General features: G+C 60.9%; 18 protein-coding genes and 1 pseudogene. 6 read left to right on the top strand and 13 right to left on the bottom strand.

Annotated features, from left to right (window positions below; all coding sequences use genetic code 11):
• Positions 1–87: 87 nt before the first annotated feature.
• Positions 88–855, bottom strand: a complete 768-nt coding sequence (locus ACZ5Z0_RS06960) for a helix-turn-helix domain-containing protein (protein ID WP_464110466.1) — start codon at positions 853–855, stop codon at positions 88–90.
• A gap of 132 nt (positions 856–987) precedes the next feature.
• Here ACZ5Z0_RS06960 and ACZ5Z0_RS06965 point away from each other — a divergent pair, with 132 nt between their 5' ends.
• The 4 genes and pseudogenes from ACZ5Z0_RS06965 to ACZ5Z0_RS06980 all read left to right on the top strand — a co-directional run bounded on the left by ACZ5Z0_RS06965 (position 988) and on the right by ACZ5Z0_RS06980 (position 4,874).
• On the top strand, positions 988–1,614 hold the full coding sequence (locus ACZ5Z0_RS06965) for a hypothetical protein (RefSeq protein ID WP_464110467.1): 627 nt from the start codon (positions 988–990) through the stop codon (positions 1,612–1,614).
• A 116-nt stretch (positions 1,615–1,730) separates the two neighbouring features.
• Positions 1,731–2,684, top strand: a complete 954-nt coding sequence (locus tag ACZ5Z0_RS06970; protein ID WP_464110468.1) for a GIY-YIG nuclease family protein — start codon at positions 1,731–1,733, stop codon at positions 2,682–2,684.
• 188 nt (positions 2,685–2,872) lie between these two features.
• Positions 2,873–3,481, top strand: coding sequence for a hypothetical protein (locus ACZ5Z0_RS06975; protein ID WP_464110469.1), 609 nt, complete (start codon positions 2,873–2,875; stop codon positions 3,479–3,481).
• Between the two features lie 251 nt (positions 3,482–3,732).
• Positions 3,733–4,874 (top strand): annotated as a pseudogene (locus tag ACZ5Z0_RS06980) (IS3 family transposase).
• A gap of 1,240 nt (positions 4,875–6,114) precedes the next feature.
• Here the strand turns inward: ACZ5Z0_RS06980 and ACZ5Z0_RS06985 are convergent.
• Positions 6,115–6,774, bottom strand: coding sequence for a hypothetical protein (locus tag ACZ5Z0_RS06985; protein ID WP_464110470.1), 660 nt, complete (start codon positions 6,772–6,774; stop codon positions 6,115–6,117).
• 520 nt (positions 6,775–7,294) lie between these two features.
• Here ACZ5Z0_RS06985 and ACZ5Z0_RS06990 point away from each other — a divergent pair.
• The gene (locus ACZ5Z0_RS06990) at positions 7,295–7,534 is read left to right on the top strand and encodes a type II toxin-antitoxin system Phd/YefM family antitoxin (RefSeq protein WP_464110471.1); all 240 of its coding nucleotides are present in this window, start codon (positions 7,295–7,297) and stop codon (positions 7,532–7,534) included.
• 98 nt (positions 7,535–7,632) lie between these two features.
• On the opposite strand, the gene ACZ5Z0_RS06995 is transcribed toward ACZ5Z0_RS06990, so the two are convergent.
• The 11 genes from ACZ5Z0_RS06995 to ACZ5Z0_RS07045 all read right to left on the bottom strand — a co-directional run bounded on the left by ACZ5Z0_RS06995 (position 7,633) and on the right by ACZ5Z0_RS07045 (position 16,322).
• Entirely contained in the window at positions 7,633–8,382 is a 750-nt protein-coding gene (locus ACZ5Z0_RS06995; protein ID WP_464110472.1) for a hypothetical protein, read from the bottom strand.
• A gap of 66 nt (positions 8,383–8,448) precedes the next feature.
• A complete protein-coding gene (locus tag ACZ5Z0_RS07000) occupies positions 8,449–8,955 on the bottom strand; it encodes a hypothetical protein (RefSeq protein WP_464110473.1) in 507 nt (168 codons plus the stop codon).
• Entirely contained in the window at positions 8,952–9,782 is an 831-nt protein-coding gene (locus ACZ5Z0_RS07005) for a zinc finger domain-containing protein (protein ID WP_464110474.1), read from the bottom strand. The genes ACZ5Z0_RS07000 and ACZ5Z0_RS07005 overlap by 4 nt, the downstream gene beginning before the upstream one ends.
• 295 nt (positions 9,783–10,077) lie before the next feature.
• Positions 10,078–10,581 carry a hypothetical protein gene (locus ACZ5Z0_RS07010; RefSeq protein ID WP_464110475.1) on the bottom strand — a complete coding sequence of 168 codons (504 nt, stop codon included), beginning with the start codon at positions 10,579–10,581 and terminating at the stop codon, positions 10,078–10,080.
• A gap of 4 nt (positions 10,582–10,585) precedes the next feature.
• Positions 10,586–11,887: a relaxase/mobilization nuclease domain-containing protein gene (locus ACZ5Z0_RS07015; RefSeq protein ID WP_464110476.1), complete on the bottom strand. Its 1,302-nt coding sequence runs from the start codon at positions 11,885–11,887 to the stop codon at positions 10,586–10,588.
• The gene (locus ACZ5Z0_RS07020; protein WP_464110477.1) at positions 11,884–12,291 is read right to left on the bottom strand and encodes a type II toxin-antitoxin system TacA family antitoxin; all 408 of its coding nucleotides are present in this window, start codon (positions 12,289–12,291) and stop codon (positions 11,884–11,886) included. Before ACZ5Z0_RS07020 ends, ACZ5Z0_RS07015 begins: the two co-directional genes overlap by 4 nt.
• Positions 12,292–12,508: 217 nt before the next feature.
• Entirely contained in the window at positions 12,509–12,814 is a 306-nt protein-coding gene (locus ACZ5Z0_RS07025) for a hypothetical protein (protein ID WP_464110478.1), read from the bottom strand.
• Between the two features lie 56 nt (positions 12,815–12,870).
• Complete coding sequence (locus tag ACZ5Z0_RS07030) at positions 12,871–13,734, bottom strand: Rep family protein (RefSeq protein WP_464110479.1); 864 nt, start codon at positions 13,732–13,734, stop codon at positions 12,871–12,873.
• Positions 13,734–14,030: a helix-turn-helix transcriptional regulator gene (locus ACZ5Z0_RS07035; protein WP_464110480.1), complete on the bottom strand. Its 297-nt coding sequence runs from the start codon at positions 14,028–14,030 to the stop codon at positions 13,734–13,736. Before ACZ5Z0_RS07035 ends, ACZ5Z0_RS07030 begins: the two co-directional genes overlap by 1 nt.
• Before the next feature lie 383 nt (positions 14,031–14,413).
• Positions 14,414–15,400 carry a restriction endonuclease gene (locus tag ACZ5Z0_RS07040; protein ID WP_464110481.1) on the bottom strand — a complete coding sequence of 329 codons (987 nt, stop codon included), beginning with the start codon at positions 15,398–15,400 and terminating at the stop codon, positions 14,414–14,416.
• A gap of 160 nt (positions 15,401–15,560) precedes the next feature.
• Entirely contained in the window at positions 15,561–16,322 is a 762-nt protein-coding gene (locus tag ACZ5Z0_RS07045) for a hypothetical protein (RefSeq protein WP_464110482.1), read from the bottom strand.
• Between the two features lie 692 nt (positions 16,323–17,014).
• Between ACZ5Z0_RS07045 and ACZ5Z0_RS07050 the strand changes: the two genes are divergently transcribed.
• Positions 17,015–18,151, top strand: a complete 1,137-nt coding sequence (locus ACZ5Z0_RS07050) for a tyrosine-type recombinase/integrase (protein ID WP_464110483.1) — start codon at positions 17,015–17,017, stop codon at positions 18,149–18,151.
• Positions 18,152–18,156 lie beyond the last annotated feature (5 nt).

Genomic DNA, 18,156 nt, shown 5'->3' on the forward strand with positions numbered 1-18,156 from the left:
ACACTTTCCGGGCACTTAGGGGAACTGGAACACGTTCGAGAGGACGCTCCCCCGGAGGCGTATTTGGATCGTCATGCCACGGCGTGCTTAGCCCTCCAGGCTAGCTCGCTGCTCCATGACTGCCTCAACGTAGCCGCGCACGCGCTCCCTTTCCGGTCCTGACAGGTCACGGATGAGGTCCTCCAATTCCACCGTGTTCACGGACTTGCCGCGACGCCGCACGATCGGGGTGGGCTTCTGCAGGCGAGGCATCCGTACCCCGTCGCGCGATGTGAAATTGGCCCAATATACCCAGATGATCGGTAGAGGAACGAAGGCTGCGAAGGCTGCTTCGAGGTTCTTTTGGGTATTGGGGAAAGTCACCCATGCGCCTGCTTCGTCTACATCGGGCATCATATAGGGGCTATCGAACTCGTCCGGCTCCACCTGTACCGATGCGTTCGGAAGAAGCCGTTTTAAAACACCGGCGATTCGTACCGCGAGCCGGAAAGTCGCCTCAAGATCAGGCCAGTCGCCCAATGTCTCGATGATGTCAGCATCTAGTGGTGCCGAGCCGAGCGCGTCGGGCCGATCGCTGTAGAAGGCGAATCGATCCTTCCCTACGGGTACCAGTCCTTGGCATAGCACCCAGAGTTCGTGGAGATCAGCTTCGCTCACCTCGAGGGCAGCAGCCCACGGCGCGAGCTTCGGTTCCTTAAGGGCCCGCTGACCCTTCTCGACCTGGGATACGGTCGCGGCCGGCGCCCCGATGTTCTCCCCAACCTGCCGCATGGAGTCGCCAACCCCTACCGACCGCACCAGCGAGAGCAACTGGCCGAAGAGTTTCGCTGACGGTGTTCCTCGCCTCATGTCCACGAAATGAGCCTAACGCATTTCAGAGAGATGCATACATTCCACGGCGTACCACTTGGATGCTCTTTCTAGTTATGTCTATGATGTCTACGTGCGGCGATTTTCGTCGTCCCCCTAGATCAAAGGATGAGAGCAATGAATGATGACAAGTCGGAGGTCCAGGAAGTTCTGGTCGACATCCCGAAGTACGACAAGGACGGAAACCCCATCACCCTCGACTCGCTGAGCTCGGGCGGCGCCCGGAACGCTGCCGGCTTCATCCGAGTTCAATACCGCAACCCGAGGATTCCGGAGGCGGCCAACGAGCCTGAGTTCGACCGCGACTTCGAAGAGAGCCTCCGCCGCGAATACGACGCGCGGCGGAGGCGCGAAGAAATAGCCGAAGAGCGCGCCCGCAAGGAATATGCCCGCCTCCAGTTTGTCTATGACAATCTTGTAAGACCCTACGTAATTCCGATGGTGGCAGAGTTGTGGGACACCCACGTGCTGCCCGGGGGCAAGCGGTTGTGGGACACCAAGATGCTGCCCGGCGGCAAACGGCTTGCGCAGCGCTGGCTCCGCCCGAAGAGGAGCCAGTCCGAGGCCCCAGGTGGGAGCGAAGATTCGTCTGAGTTTGGGGCCGGGAATGCCAACCCTCTCGCAACCTCCACGTACAACACCGACCACACCGCTGAAATATCGACAGTCCAAGAGGGGGGCGAGGACACTCCGCTCGCTGACGTGATTCAGATAGATGAATTTCAGAACCGTCGGTCCGCCTAGCGATTCAGGGCGCGTTTGAGGTCGTGGGAAGTCTCAGCCAGGGATTCTTTTCTGAGATGAACCTAGGCAGTCAGGTCGACGCAAGAACGCCCGAGCCGGTGGCATAAGGTGTTCCCGTGTCTGATCTGCGATCCATTGCCCCCTTCGTGCCAGCCGAGACGGGAACCCCCGCCAGGCCAACTCCCACTGCGTCCCTTACCCTCGGTCACGTACTCACTGGCATGGGAGCGGACCACGATCCGACGGTCCGGCCGGAGGACATTCACGTCATCCGCCACACCTTCAAGCCAGGCGACCCCGGAGCGCTGCGCGGGCCGGAGGACCTGACCGAGGAGCGAGTCCTCGCCTATACCAGAGAGCAGGACCTCTCGCCGCGTCGCTTCCCCGCAGACCCTCCGCGATACTGGGTGATCCTCGTCGCTGATGGCCAGCACCGCTCCCGCCTGTGGGGTACCTTCGAGAACCACGGCGAAGTGACCGCAGATCGCACCGAGTCGAGCCGTTTCTTCGACCTGCGCCCGTCGGGCTTCCTTGCACCCCTCAATGACCGACTCGTGGTCGAATGGGACACCCCTCGCAGCTGGCACCGAAGTGCCGCCGCTGCCAGCGCCGCGCGCATGCCCGTATTAGAGATTGCGGACCGCGACAAGGTCCAGTTCCCTGGGTTCGATGGCGTCCTGCTCAGCTACTACCAACTACGCGACATGGTGGAAGATCCCCGCTACGCCGACTGGCGCGCGGCTCTGTCAGAGGTCCAAGGGATTTATCTCATTACAGACTCCACCAACGGCAAGCAGTACGTCGGCAAGGCCGACGGTGCCGAACGCATCCTCGGCCGGTGGACAGCCTACGCGCGTGACGGTCACGGCGGGAACGTCGCTCTCCGCGAGCTTGCCCTCGCCAGCGCAACCGGGGAAGACACAAGGACGAAGACAGACCACGCTCGACACTTCGTTTTCAGCCTCCTCCGCGTCTTCGGACCCAGCACACCGTCCTCCGAGGTGAACTCGGCCGAGTCCCACTACAAAGCAGCGCTTATGACACGCAAATTCGGCCTTAACAGGAACTGATCGTGCCGCCGGAAAAGCCGGCGGCATCGGCTATACCTAGGGAAGGAAGCTGCCTCCGGTGAAAAGGGCTGCCATGCTGAACCATGAACGCGGATGCCGGGAGTAACCTTTACCGGCGAGATGATGCAATACACGGCGCTGGTCGCGAGCCGCCCGGCGAACAATGGAAGCTGTGGCATCCTCAAAACATGAACGCACCGAACGACGCACCCCGAGTCCTCGACCCGCAAGCCTGGGAGACACTTCGAGAGTCCCACGCCGCCTACATGGTGGGCACATCGCGGGCATACGACGAGGTCCTCGCTGACGTCGCGGACCGAATCCGTGCGACGGCCAGCATCGGCAAAGCCGACATCGGGGCGTTGCTGTTCTGGAAGCGCCTCCGAGCCGACACACCGTGGGTCCGTGAACTGATGGTCAAGCCCGAACAGGAAGTCAGGGTGATTACGGCGAAGGCCGTGTCTGCTGTCACCGATGTGTCACTTTCCGTACCTAAGGCGGCTTCTGCCGGCCGGGCGGCGCTCTCACCGCTTCCGGGCTTCAAAACGGGAGATGCACTGGCTTCAGCACTTCTGCTGGCCGCATCTCCTGAACGAATGGCGGTATACGACGAGCGTGCCCAAACCGGGCTGGAGACTCTGGGTCTCCCGCTCTCCCCTGCACCCGGTAGGTATGGACGCTACATGGAGCTGGTTGAAGACCTGCGGTCGACGGCGGCCCACTACGGGCACATTTGGTCTGCGAGGGACGTCGATGTCGCACTCTTCTGGCTCGGCGGTCCGAATGCACAGTCCTGAAGCATCCCGGGCCAGCATGAGGTGGCCATTGCCTTGCTGAGCTGATCGACTCCGTCATGAGCGGCGGACTATGCGCTTTGGCTGCAGTTGCGGTGAACGCTCACGATAGCCCAGTACCTGCATGTCTTTATCTAGCCCCGTGCGAGCCTGTCAGGCATTGACAACTACTTCATAAAGGAGCAAGTGGGACTGCCCCCGGTGTTGTTGACTCCTTGACCCATCGAGCTGGTGCTCGTGGAAGCATGTTGACCATGCCCACGGCTTATGGGGAGTTCCGCCAGGATGTTATTGATGGGGCCCGCAAGAGCGAAGCGCCGCTGGCGCAGATTGCGAAGGATTTCAGGCTTTCGGTCACAACGCTGAAACGCTGGATCGCCATCGCCGAGCGAAAAGAAATCGGCGCTGGCCCGGCAGCGGCGGAGTCGGCCGAGATCCGGGAGCTCAAGAAGCGCAACCGGCTCTTGGAACAGGAGAATGAGATTCTGCGCCGGGCGGCTGCCTATCTCGCGAGGGATATCAACCCAAAATGATGTACCCGCTGGTCACGGATCTTGCCGCCGACGGTGTTCCCGTAGCGGTGACCTGCAGGGTGCTGGGCTTCAGCAAGCAAGGCTATTACCGGTGGAGAGCCAGCCCGGTGACCGACCGGGACTGGGCGGACGCGCACCTGGTTGACGCGGCCCTGGACATCCACGCCGATGACCCTGCCTTCGGGTACCGGTTCATTGCCGATGAACTCCCCGGGAAGGGCATCACGGCGGGCGAGAACAGGGTCCAGCGCTTATGCCGGGACCACGGCATCTGGTCGGTGTTCTCCAAGAAGCGGGGCCTAAATCGGAAGCCGGGCCCACCGGTCCACGATGACCTGGTCTAACGCGACTTCACCGCCGCTGCTCCGAACGAGCTGTGGCTGACGGACATCACCGAGCACCCCACCGCTGAAGGGAAGCTCTACCTTTGTGCGGTCAAGGACGTCTATTCCGGCAGGATCGTCGGGTACTCGATGGACTCGCGGATGAAATCCTCGCTGGCGGTCGCAGCGCTGGAGAACGCCGTGCAGGCACGTCGTCCGGCAGGAACCGTGGTGCACTCCGACCGGGGATCCCAGTTCCGGTCCCGGCGGTTCGTTGAATCACTCCGGCACCACGGGCTGACTGGGTCGATGGGCAGGGTCGGTGCGTGCGCGGACAACGCCGCGATGGAATCCTTCTTCTCGCTGCTGCAGAAGAACGTTCTGGACCGTCGGCGGTGGCTCACCCGGCAGGAACTCCGGCTGGCCATCATGACTTGGATCGAACGGACCTACCACCGCCGGCGACGGCAAAGACGACTGGGAAAACTCACGCCAATCGAATATGAAACAATCAACCGGACCGCGCTCACAGCGGCCTAAGACCCCGAGTCAACAAAAGCCGCGGCAGTCCCCTTCGCATTACCCATGAACGCGTCTTAGCAGACGCACAAGACACGGCCCGCAAGCTGGTTGAGTCGCGACGCCTCGTCCAGGTTCTGGAAAGAGACCTGGCAGCATCGCGACAGGCGCATGCCGAGCATGTTCAGCGCTTGAGTGCCGGCGCCGAGAACGTGGTCGCATTCGGACGCCATCAGCGCGTAGAGGCTGACTGAAGTTGATGATGCACCTCTGGTGGGCATTGCCCCCAAACATGGGCACCCAGTCCCGTCGAAGTTCGCAGGGCCGTCGCGTACCTTCGAGGTCGTCGTGGCGCAGGGCAATGGGGATGGGCTGTGATCACCATTCTTCGCAGGTAGAACGATCTGAACGGTCCGGCCGTGGATGCGCGACAATGGGGCCAAGGAGGAGGACGCTCACCTCCATAGGGCCTCACTGATTTGGTTAGATTCTGAGCTTGCCAATACGAACTACTGACCGCGCTCAGCGCATGTCCCGATCTGGATGATGCCAAGATCGAATGAGCAGTGCTCAGTGTGTGTGCGACGAGGCTGAGCATCGTTATTTGACTTCATCGCTGTCGCTGCTTCGAGCCTAAGGTGTGGCATACCCCACTTGCCCACTTGCCCACCGGCCGTGCAACCGTAGCCGCACCCTTCGTAGCTGCTTCGCATCTGCTCAATAAATCTGGACATCGACGAACATGTTGCGGATCCGAAGATTGAGAGTGTCTGATTCGCGCAAACTGAGTTGTAGCTCGCCACGTGAGCGTTGAGGCAATAGAGGTAGTCGTCCCCGGGCTCACAGATTCGTTCGGCTGTTTCAAATACGTTGAACGCGCCCGTTGGCTGCATACTCTGCGTAGCGGCGCGAGCCTCTTGATCGACAATTTCAACATCGTAACTATTTGTTGCTCCAACGACCAGGAATGACAGGGTCGCAACCACTACGAGTGGTAACCAGATCCACTTCCTAAAGTCGTGCCATGTCTTTGCGAACTTCCACATAAGCAGGCCGCCAATTAGAGCTACAAGCCCACCGCTAGACCAAGTTTGAGTCCCAGGTGCTAGCTCGAGTCCGGCCATCGATACTGCAGCGAGTTGACTGGCAGTTGCGACCGCACCTACCAGGAAAACGGTTGACCAGCCGCTCCTTAGGCCTCGAAACCAGCTTGGTCCGACCGGTCCCTTCTCGGAAGGGTTCTCTACTCCTGAATCTGTGCTCATGCCGTCTGCTTACCTAGATCAGCACATCGCTGTGTCGCCCAGTCTTCGAACTGCCTGTCGGCTTCTTTGAGCATTCGAGTACTCAAGTCGTTGAGGACCTTTACTCCCCGAGCGGTCTGCACTTTGACGCCCCATGGGGTGCCTGAGCCATGCGCAAACATGTGACGAAGCACTCTTCCAAAGAAGAGAATGTCATCCGTTGAGTGCATTCCGGAAAAGTCAGTCCGTGAGGTGTTCTCGTCGGATCTAATGGAATCCAGGTCGAGAACCTCCCTGAGACTCTCGGCCAAATCCATATCTTGAAGTGGCTTGCCTCGCAGGGATGGAATTATATGGATTAGTTGGTCCACCGCGGAGTACGAGAGAGTAACCCGAAGAAGAGCTTCGTAGCCAGTGATGGTCCGCGAATCATGCTTCCCGCTCAGGGTCAGGCTCTCAAAATCCCGTGCAAATGCCCGGCGCGCTTGGAACCGTGTCACTCGTTGTCGCTCGGTGCACTTGGGGTCCGAGGCGGTTGCCTTAATGTAGTCCGCATAACCAGGAAGCTGATAGGGCATTGGTACTTCAACTGGAGTAGCACCGATCAATTGATCACGCATCGTCCCCCCGTTGAAGTTCTCGTTAAGTTCCTTGATGTCGATGCTATCGAATTCCAATGCCGGGATAGGACGGGCACGTCGAGGCGGCGTGTCCCGTCGGCCGGCGTCGCAGTGTTCCACTGTTTCAACGTGGTGATCTGTCCAGCGGTGAGGCCGGCATGGATGCCACGCTGTAGCTCCGAGCCTCCTAGGGCGTCTGAAACCACTGAGGTTCGGCAGATTGCAACAGTACCCTGCTACTAGTTGAGCTCGTCTGCGCGAAAGATCTCTCGGCCCGAGACGTGCCGCCATATGACGTGATCGGGACCGCTGAACGGGCCTAGGAATGCTGTCTTGGACAGTTGCATCCTCGGGTTGGGGATTACGAGACTCCAAGTCTCTTGTCTCCTCCGAATATATGTCGTCCTTGGACCACTGCGGCGCAGCATGACACTTTTCTGTAGAGGTTCAAGAAACCTGACACAGGCGGAAGATGAAGAGTTGACTGACAGTAGCTGACAGGCAATTCCTTTGAGGATCAGGAGTAGAAGCCTCTAGGGCTAGATAACGGACGGACGCCTACAACAAGGAGGCAGTCATGGCGATTTCGGCGCGGACAGCTCGTCGCAACCTTAGCCGTCTCATCAAACGGGTCACCAACGACCGCACCGAGGTTGAGATCGTGTCAAAGCGTGGGTCCGCGGTCTTGATGTCGAAAGACGAATATGACGCTTTAGTGGAAACAAGCTACATTCTCCGCTCCCCTGCGAACGCGCACCGCCTCATGTCGGCTCTGGACTCCGTTCGCAAGGTCGAAGCTAACGAGCACAAGCCTTAGAACCTGACAGGACACGCCTCGGCTTGGACTGCCTCTTGTGATGTGAAGACGACGTGCACGGTCAAAGCTCGGATGGGTGTCCATCAGGCCTTCTACGTCTACTCCGAGGAGCTGGTCGGCCCTGCTGGCTTTGTGTGGAAATCGCAGTGCCGACTCGGCCTGGCGATCGGCGGCAATTTCATACCAGCCAAACGTGTCACCGTCGGCGACGACTCGCGGCCAAGCTGATTGTCGAGGGTGACTTTCAGTCGAGCTGCGAGGATTTCGCGGCGCAGCAGGGCGAAGACCTGGTTCGTCTTTGCCGGGTCGGCTCTTGTGGCGTTGCCCGCAAGACTTCGTTGCCTTGCTTCGTTTTGTCCGACTGCCGACGGGTCCTGCTCTTCGTCTCGGTCGTTGGCTGCGAGTTTGTCCCGTGCGAGCGCACCCCTGCACTCCGCAATAAGCTGCCGTATCTCGTCGTCGTGCATCTTCGTGTAGGACCCTATCCAGACAGTGTCGAGGATTGCCTTGTCCTCAGGGCCGGTCAGATCACTACGGGCCAGTGCCTCAAGAATCGTGATGCCATAGAAGTGCCTCGTGTCGTTGCTGGAGGCAGCAGCCCCCAGGGCCCATTGGGTGCGCCGAATCCATTCGGCCCTGTCATCCGCCTTACACCTCCGCCTTAGGCTGCCGGCATAGGTTCCGGCGCTGCCAAGGAGAGCCCTCTTCTGACGTCGCAGATTCAGCAAAAGGAAAACGGCCGCCCCGATAATGACCGCCGAGAGGACGATGGATGTGAAAGGTGAAATCTGCGTCCACCACCCCGGACCCTCCGGCGTCGGGGCCACCTGGGGTGCAGCTATGAGCACCCGTAGCGGTTGGCCAGCACTCATGGCGTTGCCGTTCCCTTTCGTCGACGCGGCTCCAAGGGAAGCTCAGTCAAGTTCATCCAGAATTCGGGCTATCTCCCGAAATGTCGCTGCATCAATCTGACCGCTCTGACAGGCACGAAAATTGCGCACGCCAGCGCGGCGCATGCTGCGGAGCAGAACAAGTTCCGCCTCGACACGCTCGGAGAGGGGGCCGTCCTCCTCCAACAGGTATTCAGGGCTAACGCCGAACACCGCTGCCAGTGCCCGCAGGAGCTCCTCCGGGAGGGCCTGCTCCTTGCCGGCTTTCAGCAAGTCCCACTGCTCCCTGTAGACGAAGAAGCCGTGCGCTTGGGCTGCGTTGCGGACTGCCGGATAGTCGAAGGGTTTTCCGTTCCCAGCCGGGATGGTGTCCAAGAGCAGTTCGACTTTCCGGGCGAGGGTCTCGGCCCGGCGCCGGCCGGCGCTCCCCCCCGACCTCAGATCAAGATCGTCCACAAATTCAACTCCAAGTTTTTTGATGCCCGAAATCGGTTGAAAGACGCCCTCAAAGCACGGCTCAAATGTCTTCATGACGCAGCAAGGTATCGGCCCTGGTGCGTGGTTGTCTCTTTCCCTGCCTTACTGCGGCACAGCACGCCTGGTGCGCTGTAACACCGCGGGCAGGACATCGACATGGCCTTCGTCCTTTCTTGCTCAAGCTTCTGATTTCTTTCCGCCGAGATTCGTTGCCGTTCCGCAGCCCGGATCTGCTCGCTAACCAGCTGTGGTGGAGAGGAGTGCCGACTGATCCCATCCTCGTAACTAACCGTGAACTCCGGGCGCCTCTGGCCGAGGTCAGCCAGCGCCACAATCTGTCTTGGGGATAATGGCGCGCCGCCGGACGAGGACCATGAGGGCCGCCCCAGGTCTTCCTCCCCGGGAAATTCGGGCGCGAGAAGAGTGCCGGTGCCCACATGTTCGCATGCCCGCTCAAGCAGGGCGAGTTCGTCCACGACGAGGCGCAGAGCCTCCCCCAAGGAGCCGTCGGTGCTTCGCAAGTTGAGGCGGACGTTGACCCCGACGAGCATGTTGCGGACGTGACGCAACGCGCCCCGGGCACGATGAAAGGATTGGATCAGCTCAGGGAAAGTACAAGCAACGGCGCCAGGGAGCGCCTTGGAAAGGTCCGGCTCCTCGGGGAAGACCCAGTGCTGGACATTTTCTGCATAAGTTCTGGTCATTTCATCGACGAGATTAGAATCCAGATTCTGGTTCTCTTGAACGTCGGCGATGAAGACGGAGGCCGTGTCGTGACCCGACACCGCCGTCTCCCACTTCACATAGTGGAGAAGGCTCCTCTGTGAAAGCCGGCCTTCCTGGTACGCCTCCACGGCCCTCTGTAGTTCGGCAATTGGCATATTCACATCCTTCTGTAAGGTACTCAATTACCGTAAGGGCGCAATTTCGCATCAGAGTGCGGCGTTCTGCAGTTTCAAGCACCTATGATCGAGGAACGCCTCGTAAACGAGCAGATCGACCGTGATGAAGCTCACAAAATTAATCTGATCAAATGACTGCGCAGTGGCTGCTCGAATGTGCCCTCCGAAGGCCAAGAGACCTGGCACTCAGATCACCACGCCCGGCCCGGTTCCCTGGCCAGAGCCCTCCGAACTCCCCGCCGACGCCCGGCCGCAGGGACATGTTCCCCCCGCCTCAGTAATTCCTGAACCCTTGGTGCAGCGTCTTACCGACCTTCCACGTGAGCCAGCCGAAGCCTGACAGTACGACGATGGCGGTGCCGGCGATGGCGAGCTTCCAGTACCATTCCTGGGCGCTCAGGAACCAGGCCCAGACGGTCTGGAGAATCGGCTGAAACCCGAGCGCCGCCCAAACAGTCTGTGCAGTCCCGAACACGACCCAGACGGCTACTGCCAGCGGCACGAGTGCCCCGGTCATCTGCCCGACGGTGCGCCAGGTCACCGTTCCTCGGAGCTGATCGACTTGCCGGCTGGCCCGGTGGATCTGTTCACTGACCTGCGTCCCGGCCTCGCTGAGCGCTGTGCGGCTTCTTTTCAGCTCAGCCAGCATCGGAGCGCTCGCCTCGGCGAAAGCGGCCTGCACGGCTCCCTCGTGCGCCAAGAGTTGCCCGCTGAGTCCGGGAACGAGGTACTTGGCCAGTTTGTCGTGGTCAATGCTGACGGCGCGCTGGCGGTGCACGGCATCAGCCAATCTCGAGTTCGTCGTTTCCAAAGCCGAGATCTGCGCCGAGATATCCCGCGTCAGAGCGTGGGCGGACACGTCCCCGGCCCGCACTGTGGACCCGTCGGGGAGCTTGACGACTCTTGAGCCGGCCAGCAGTTCCAGCATCTCGCTCTGCGTCGTGGCGAGTGTTGTCAGCGTCTTCCCGTGCGAGTCGTTCGCGGAGACGTTGTAGTTGTACAGCTGCTGCATCAACCGTTGCGTCTGCTCCAGTCCCTCCCATGTGCTGATGAAGCTGTGAGCCATCGCGTTGAACGAGCTCACGACTTCCTGTTGATTCCTCTCGATCCCGTCGAGCCGGTCGAGGAACGAATTCAACGTCTCCGAAAGCAGTTGCTGCTCGTGGTTCTGGTCGTGGTGCTGCTGATTGAGTGTGTCCATGATTCCCATGCCTTTGCTCCTTCATCTCCTGCTTTTTTGTAAATATCTGCTCCAGGCCATCAGCGGTGAACTCGAATGACAACGCCGAGGCCTTGCGCCTGCGCACCCGGGGATTCCTCCCAGGCGTGGAGGCGTCGAGCATCTTGTACGTGATGCCGGTGGCTGTCTCACCGGCCGTCTTGCCTCGGTACCCGTCGCTCACAACTTTGTGTTCCGCTGTGATGACCTCGACGCCGCGGGCATTGCACGCCGCTGTGAACGTCACCATGTCCACCGCGGAGGGGTCGATACCCGCCTGCTCGATCGCGTCGCCGAACTGCTGGTCGAAGGCCGCCATGTCACCGCGCTTATTGGCCCAGTAGGAACCTCGTGTGGACGCCGGTGCCGGCTCGGTCACCCGCATCCCTTCTTCCTGCATCAGGCGGTCATTCGCGCGCTTCACCTGCCAGTGCACGCGGTAGCCCTTGGGTGCCTGACCCGTGACGGCGTCGTGGTTCAGGATCGTGATGTGCGCGTGGACGCAGCCGCCCAAGCCGTCGTCGTGAACCACGACCATTGCTGGACTGTTGGGCCGCATCTTCTTCGCCAGCAAAAATCCCAAATCTCCTGCCCGCTGAAGGTCATGGGGATCACTGACATCGAGTTCGCCTGGATGAAAGGAGATCACGTAGGAATGAGCCTTCACTCTGCGGCCGTTCTGCTCGGCCAGCCGGTTGCCCAGCCTGATGAACTCGTCGATGCTCGGTGCATCGCAGTAAAAACCCGGCGCCAGCCGGTCGGTGCCTGCGGCTTTATGACCCTTCTTCTTCGCCCCGACGCCAAAAACCAGGTAGTCCCCGCGGGTGCCCAGGTCGTAGACCGGCGATACCGTCGTGATGCTCACTGGTGCTCCTTCCCGCTGAGCACTGTAACGATGCGTTCATAGTGCTCCGCCAGTTCGTCGACCACGGGGGCAAGGGCGCCGAGGTCCAGCACGCCGCGGCGCCCGAGGCGGCTCAGTTCGTTGAGATTCACCCCGACGCGCTTGACGTCCACCCGTGCAGCATCGAGGACCCTGAGTTGGCCCGCCGTGAGCACAGCCGTCGGCGGCTCCGCCGTCTCGGCACCGCCGCCGTGCCCTTCGGCCTGCTTCGCCGCGGCAAGGGTCGCGCCTCGAACGAACGCCGACGGCGACAAGCCCCGCCACGTCGCCACCTTCTCGACTAACGCGAGTTCAGCTTCGCTGAGCCGCGTGTCGATCCGGCGGCTCCTAGGCTCCGGAGCAAACTGTTGCGAAGTGCTGCTCATATGCGCGCCTCCGTCCAGTCCTGAACCACGAAATCTGCGGTGGAAAACGAACGCAAGCAGGCACTCTGTCCGACACCGCTTCGCTCCTCGTCCAGTGCGCCGCTTGCGAGGGGCTGGGCTCCGCCCTTCCCCCTCGACCCCCAAACCCGAACCAAGGCACCGCACCCGGGTGCTTCCGCACCCAGGTACTGGCCGCCGACGACAACCTGCCCGCCGGTCACGGCGCATCCTCCGTGCTGCGCCCGTCGTGCGGAGTAACGGCATTCCCGCCGTTGCCCTGGCCCGCCGGCGGCGGCACCGCCCTCGAAGTCTTGGCCCGTGTCGACCGCTGGGCCGACTCGGCGGCAAGCTGCGCACGCGCTTCAACCTCAAGCTGAGCCGCCGGCCCAGGGTGCTTATCACGCATCAACATCAGCATCCGCGCGTCGACGGCCTGCTGCTGCTTGCGCTCACGATCCCGCAGGAGCCGGAGCTTCTTCGCTGCCGCTGCTTTGACGGCTGCAACCTCATCTTCAATTGCCATGGTGTTTCTCCATTCGTGGGTTCTCCAGCCACAGGTGGTGAGCTGGAAGTTACGAGTTACGCCGCGTTTACGGTGCAGTCCTTGCCCGTAACGACGTTGCTGGCCCGCAGCATGCGGTCATAGTGATCTCCCTCGAAGCCGAGCCGATCCGCGATCCAGCTCAAGCTCTCTGTCAGAGTCACTCCAGTGCGCACCCTGAGTTTCATGTCCTGGTGACCGGGGGTCAGCTTTCCCTCCTCGACGTGGGCCATCCTGCATTCCTCGGCTATGCGTTTCAGGGTGGAAAAGTGCTTCGCGTACAAGAGCGGGTCGGTCTCACGGACTTCCCATATCGAGAGGCTCCCGGCTAGCACGCCGACTTTGATCTCGTCCAGACGCGTCGGGAGCTTCAGGGGTCTTGCGAAATGGGCTTCCACTTCGCCACGCCAATCAAAGTTGGCGACGACCCTGGTATCCGGGTAGCGGTGCTTTCCCAGAGCCTGTTGCGTTGGGTCTTCGTGGGTCAGGTAACGGAGGTAGCTCGCAAAGCCACCTCGGCCACCCACGACTTGGACCAACTCCAGCGGCACACCGAACCACTCGGCGATTTGTTCGCGGCTGCGGGCATCCTTGCATTGCAACGCGATATGGATGTGGGGAGGAACCAGGCTGCCGTCGCTACGACGGTCCTGGTCGTGCTCGGTCCATGCCCACTTGGTGATCGAACGGTGGGCAAAGCCCCTCTGGAGTTGCCTCGGGTTCATGAGTACTTCGCCCGTCTCCGGATGACGCCGGTACTGCGTGATCTTGAATGAGCGATAGCGAGGGGGCGCGGACTTCTTGTCCTTCGACGTCGAACGGACAGAGGATCGTCCAGGATTGCGCGGACGGACCGCTCTCGAAGTGTCGTTCGCGACGGAACGGTTTTTTGCTGCCGGCATTAGTAACGCACCTCCTCGGAGGTGCTGCGGTGCTCCTGGGAAAGCAGCCAGGCTTCGACGGCCGCGGACCGGTAGCGGACCGTTTTGCCCAGTCTGATGAAAGCGGGACCGCGGCCCGTGATACGCCACTCGCTGAGAGTGCGCTCGGTGACGTCCAGTTGACCGGCGAGGGCCGGCGGAGTGAGAAGGTCATCCAGCACCGGAATGCGAGCACTGGCGACGTCGCGTTCGATGGCGGCCAGGCGTTCGGCGATCGAGCTGAGGGTGGGTCGGCTGATGGAAACGGTTGTATACATGAGTATCCCTTGCGGCTTTTCAGCGGCAAGAGGATCATCCGACGAACCATTTCAGATTTCTATGTCGGCCGTGCACCTTGTGGTGCGTATCCACTCGGGGAGATTACTCTCCACTACTCCTTGTGATTGTTTTCGGAGCTTTGATCTCGTGTGTCACACAGTATACACACACGCGTGAGTCGTCCCACTGATTTTCACAGGTTCGCCCTTCACCGGGCATTGTGCATTCGACACTCTTGAGCAATACCGGGCAAGCTTGAAAACCCGCCAAATGACCTTGACTCGCAAGTTCTAATTTGTGTTCGCGCAGTCGATGGGTGGGGCGGTGCCGATAAGCCGAACCTTTTCGTCATCGAATAGAAACTCCTCATGTGTGGCCAAAGCTACCGGTTGGAGGCTAAAGCCGGGAGTCCCTCCGCTAGAGCCAGAGTGGCTGCTTTCGAACTGGCGGACAGGGTTCCCCGTGCGTAATCGTAAACAAACAGCGCCGCACCTGCCCGATCGGCGAACTCCACCGACGCCGGCGTGTACCCAGACAATGTAAAGAAGAGGGCCCGTTTCCCCTCCACGTGGGCGACGCCTACCACCGCTCGGACCATCGCGGGCGATATGACCGAAGCGTGGTGCTTGACCTCCGCCATGAACCGCTCGCTAACCACGTCCGCCCCGCCGTCCCGAGTGGCCGCAGACACGAAGCAACGGTCCTCTCCGAGGAACTCCATCCACCGTTTCGCGAGGAACTCCGCCTGCCGGTCCGTGCAGGCCATCATAGGCTCCGGTCGTTCGCCGCGCGGCATCCATTTCAAGCCCTCTCTCGGGTAGTTGCGCACTTTTGCGGCAGGAACGGAAGCGACGGACCGGTAGTACTCGGCGTGTGCTGTTGTGAAGTCGGCGCGCACTGCTGCAAGTAAGGCATCGTGAAGCTTAAGGCGCTCTTTAATGTATGGATCGTAGCTCTTCCACCACTGGGCGGTCCGGGCGTCGTTGCTCCTGCGAGCGGCCTTGGCCGCCATCACCCACCCGCCGATAAAGGCGATCACCGGGAGCATCCCGAGTCCCTGCACGTTCCGCATAACAGACGGGGCTGTCACAGCGACAAAGAACCACGCGACGTAGCCCAGGAAGAACATCCAGTGCACCCACGCAGTGCTGTACTGCGGCTGGGTCCGGTGCTCGCGTGGCGGAGGATATATCGCCTGAGCCTTCGCCCAAGACCACCGGTGGGTCTCCATAAGTCCAGTCGCCTCGCGGCCCGCGCTGATCGCAAGATGCTCGGCGTACTGCCTGGCTTCACTCTCGAGTCCACTCACCTGGGCCGCGCTCAGCCCGGTCCCGGCCCATTCGGTCAGCCCTCCGGGTGCCGTCCCCACGCGCTGCCCCCTCTCCGTCGAATCGGTTGCCCTGAGGCAGCCCCCGAGGCGATCATGAGGTAGGCGCGGCCCATCATCGTCTTCTTCCCCGCTGGCACCCCGAACCCTGGGTTCCTGTCGAGAAACCTATCAACGAATCGACGCTGCACCGACCCAACTCCTAATGCCACTCCGGCGCCTGCTTCATGTCCTCGGCCCAGAGCCGGAACCGCCTCCGCTCCTCCGGCCATGGCGTCGCGTCATCACCCTCGATGTGCGAATTCATCATGTTGGGCACGCGCACGCCTTCCGAACGCAGCGCCCTCTCCAGACACTGTCTTACCTCGATGAGCCAAACTTGGATCCGTGTGAGCGGGATGCCGGAGAGCCACACCTCATCGTTGTCCGGGAATGGAAGTTCGAACACCGCCCATAGGTCTTGTTCCGCCAGCTTCCGAAACCGCGCCAGTTCCTCAGGCCCAGCCATTGTTGCGAGCCTCTCCTGGATCTCGAAGAACTCCCTGGCATGCCCGGTCTCCATGAGGTTATACGCCGACCGCCCGAACTCGTCCCAATGTTCGGAAATGTTCCGGAGGTCTTTGAGCACTCGCTCCTCCTCCATGGTGGTCTTCGGCCTCTCCGCAAGCCTGTCCTGCGAACGGAACACGTTGTTGATCGCCGAAAGCAGGAACGTGCGCTCGATTCTCTGCTGCTGGTGCATCGCCACAGTCGGGACGAGCACCGGCGAATTCGGGCCGGGGCGCACCTCGTTCCGAATCGCGGCCAGCGACCTATGGGCCGCCTCAGTCCTCGCAATCGTGTTGAAAGCTGAGATGCGGCGGAGCCGTGCGCATTGCATCTCTGCCGCCTCTACCCACATGAGCCCCAGGGACCAGACCTCGACGTCTGACCGCGCAACGCGCTCCTGCTTCTCCCTTCCCATGCCACCTATGCTCGCACTCGAATGGCACGACCGCGGCCACATTACAGAACCTCCGTATCTGCGCCCCGCCGGAAGCGACAAACGACGTCATCGCAGTTACCCATGCCGCGGAAAAATCCGCACGGGGGATTCGAAGGGCCACTCAACTTCAAAGATTCGAGGAAGCACAACTCGGCACGGTTTGAAGCTATGCCCCAGATCCGATCAGTCCATCGACGGCCAAGGACCCAACGTAAGCATTTGCTGCGGGGATGACGGCGCAGAATCAGCCTCCGACCTTCCGACAATCGCGCACAGCTCGGCACAGCTCGGCTTCAGTCTCACTCAAGAGAAACTTCCTCTGGGCACGCGGGCGTAGAGCCCAGCAGTGGCAACAGATCCGGCCCTGACGACTGCCGCCGTGGAGTGCTGAAGCACAGTTGAGCACGCCAATTCTCAAAGTTTTTGATGTCGGGACAAAGTCGAGAATCGGTGGTACACGCGGCACACGCCTTATAGCAGTGGGATCCCCTGATAAACCAACAAAAAGCGCTCCCAAGGGATGCGCCATCTTTTGTTTCAAAAACGCTACACGGTCCGGCGAAGCCACAGATCCCGGTAGTCCCAATGCCTTTTAGTCGCTTGACGGAAAGCCCAAACTCACATTTACTGACACTTCATTCGCACCACGGCATCTACAGGGAAGGCAGAGCATGGGGAGTATCCACGCCTACGAAAATAAGAGCGGTAAGTGGTACCGCGTGCTCTATAAAAAGCCGAATAACGGCCAGGGCCAGAAGCGCGGGTTCAAACTCAAGCGTGATGCTCAGGCCTTCCTGGACGGCGTAGAGGTCTCCAAGCGGAGCGACCAGTTCATCGCCCCGAGTGACGGGCGCATCACTGTAGAAACCCTCGGAGCCGAGTGGCTGGCAGCCCACAAGCACACGGTCAAACCTTCAACGTTCCACAGCGACGACAGCGCTTGGAGAAACCACGTAAGTCCGATGTGGGGGGACCGCCCCGTCTCTTCTTTGAGGCGAACGGAAATCAAGGCATGGGTGGCCTCGCTTTCCGAATCTCGAAGTCCAACAACGGTTTCTCGTTGCCTCGGCGTACTCTCAGGGATTCTCCACGACGCAGCAGAAGACAAACGTATTGCCTCGAACCCGGCAGAGGGCGTGAAAATCGCCCGAAAGACGAGCCGCCGCCGCGCGTATCTGACGCACAGCCAGGTGGAAGCCCTCGCATTGGAATCTAAATACCCGGATTTTGTGCGGTTCTTGGCTTACACCGGGCTCCGATGGGGTGAGGCCACCGGCCTGCGGGTCGGCCACGTGGACCAGTCAGCGCGGCGGGCGCTCATCGTAGAGAACGCCGTCAATGTCAATGGCAAGATGGTGATCGGTACACCCAAGACACATGAGAGCCGTTCCGTTGTCTACCCAGCGTTTCTGGCGCCGGCCGTTGCGTCCGCCTGCGCAGGCAAGGAGAGTCATTCCCTCCTTTGGGGCGACGGCGTGAGCTATCTTCGCCCCGGAAATGCCGTCAGCGGTTGGTTCGGGGCGGCCCGGAAGCGTGCGCAAGCCAACGACCCGGCGTTCCCCACGCTGACACCCCACGATCTGAGGCACACGGCAGCGTCCCTTGCCATCAGCGCAGGAGCGAACATCAAAGTGCTGCAGCGGATGCTCGGGCATGCCTCTGCAGCTATGACGCTGGACCGCTACGCCGACCTGTTTGAGGACGATTTGGACACGGTGGCAGGCGCGCTTCACGCGGCCCGGAAAGATCAACTTCTGGCAGCGGGTTCCTCGTCCGCCGGCTCGATGCCCACCTCTGCCACTGACTAACCGAC

This window comes from Arthrobacter sp. T2-23 (assembly GCF_055398325.1).

Bases quoted from the DNA above. Each gene is read 5' to 3' on its own strand.
- ACZ5Z0_RS06965 (WP_464110467.1), top strand. From the start codon at position 988: ATGAATGATGACAAGTCGGAGGTCCAGGAAGTTCTGGTCGACATCCCG.
- ACZ5Z0_RS06975 (WP_464110469.1), top strand. From the start codon at position 2,873: ATGAACGCACCGAACGACGCACCCCGAGTCCTCGACCCGCAAGCCTGG.
- ACZ5Z0_RS06990 (WP_464110471.1), top strand. From the start codon at position 7,295: ATGGCGATTTCGGCGCGGACAGCTCGTCGCAACCTTAGCCGTCTCATC.
- ACZ5Z0_RS07000 (WP_464110473.1), bottom strand. From the start codon at position 8,955: ATGAAGACATTTGAGCCGTGCTTTGAGGGCGTCTTTCAACCGATTTCG.
- ACZ5Z0_RS07005 (WP_464110474.1), bottom strand. From the start codon at position 9,782: ATGCCAATTGCCGAACTACAGAGGGCCGTGGAGGCGTACCAGGAAGGC.
- ACZ5Z0_RS07020 (WP_464110477.1), bottom strand. From the start codon at position 12,291: ATGAGCAGCACTTCGCAACAGTTTGCTCCGGAGCCTAGGAGCCGCCGG.
- ACZ5Z0_RS07025 (WP_464110478.1), bottom strand. From the start codon at position 12,814: ATGGCAATTGAAGATGAGGTTGCAGCCGTCAAAGCAGCGGCAGCGAAG.
- ACZ5Z0_RS07030 (WP_464110479.1), bottom strand. From the start codon at position 13,734: ATGCCGGCAGCAAAAAACCGTTCCGTCGCGAACGACACTTCGAGAGCG.
- ACZ5Z0_RS07035 (WP_464110480.1), bottom strand. From the start codon at position 14,030: ATGTATACAACCGTTTCCATCAGCCGACCCACCCTCAGCTCGATCGCC.
- ACZ5Z0_RS07045 (WP_464110482.1), bottom strand. From the start codon at position 16,322: ATGGGAAGGGAGAAGCAGGAGCGCGTTGCGCGGTCAGACGTCGAGGTC.
- ACZ5Z0_RS07050 (WP_464110483.1), top strand. From the start codon at position 17,015: ATGGGGAGTATCCACGCCTACGAAAATAAGAGCGGTAAGTGGTACCGC.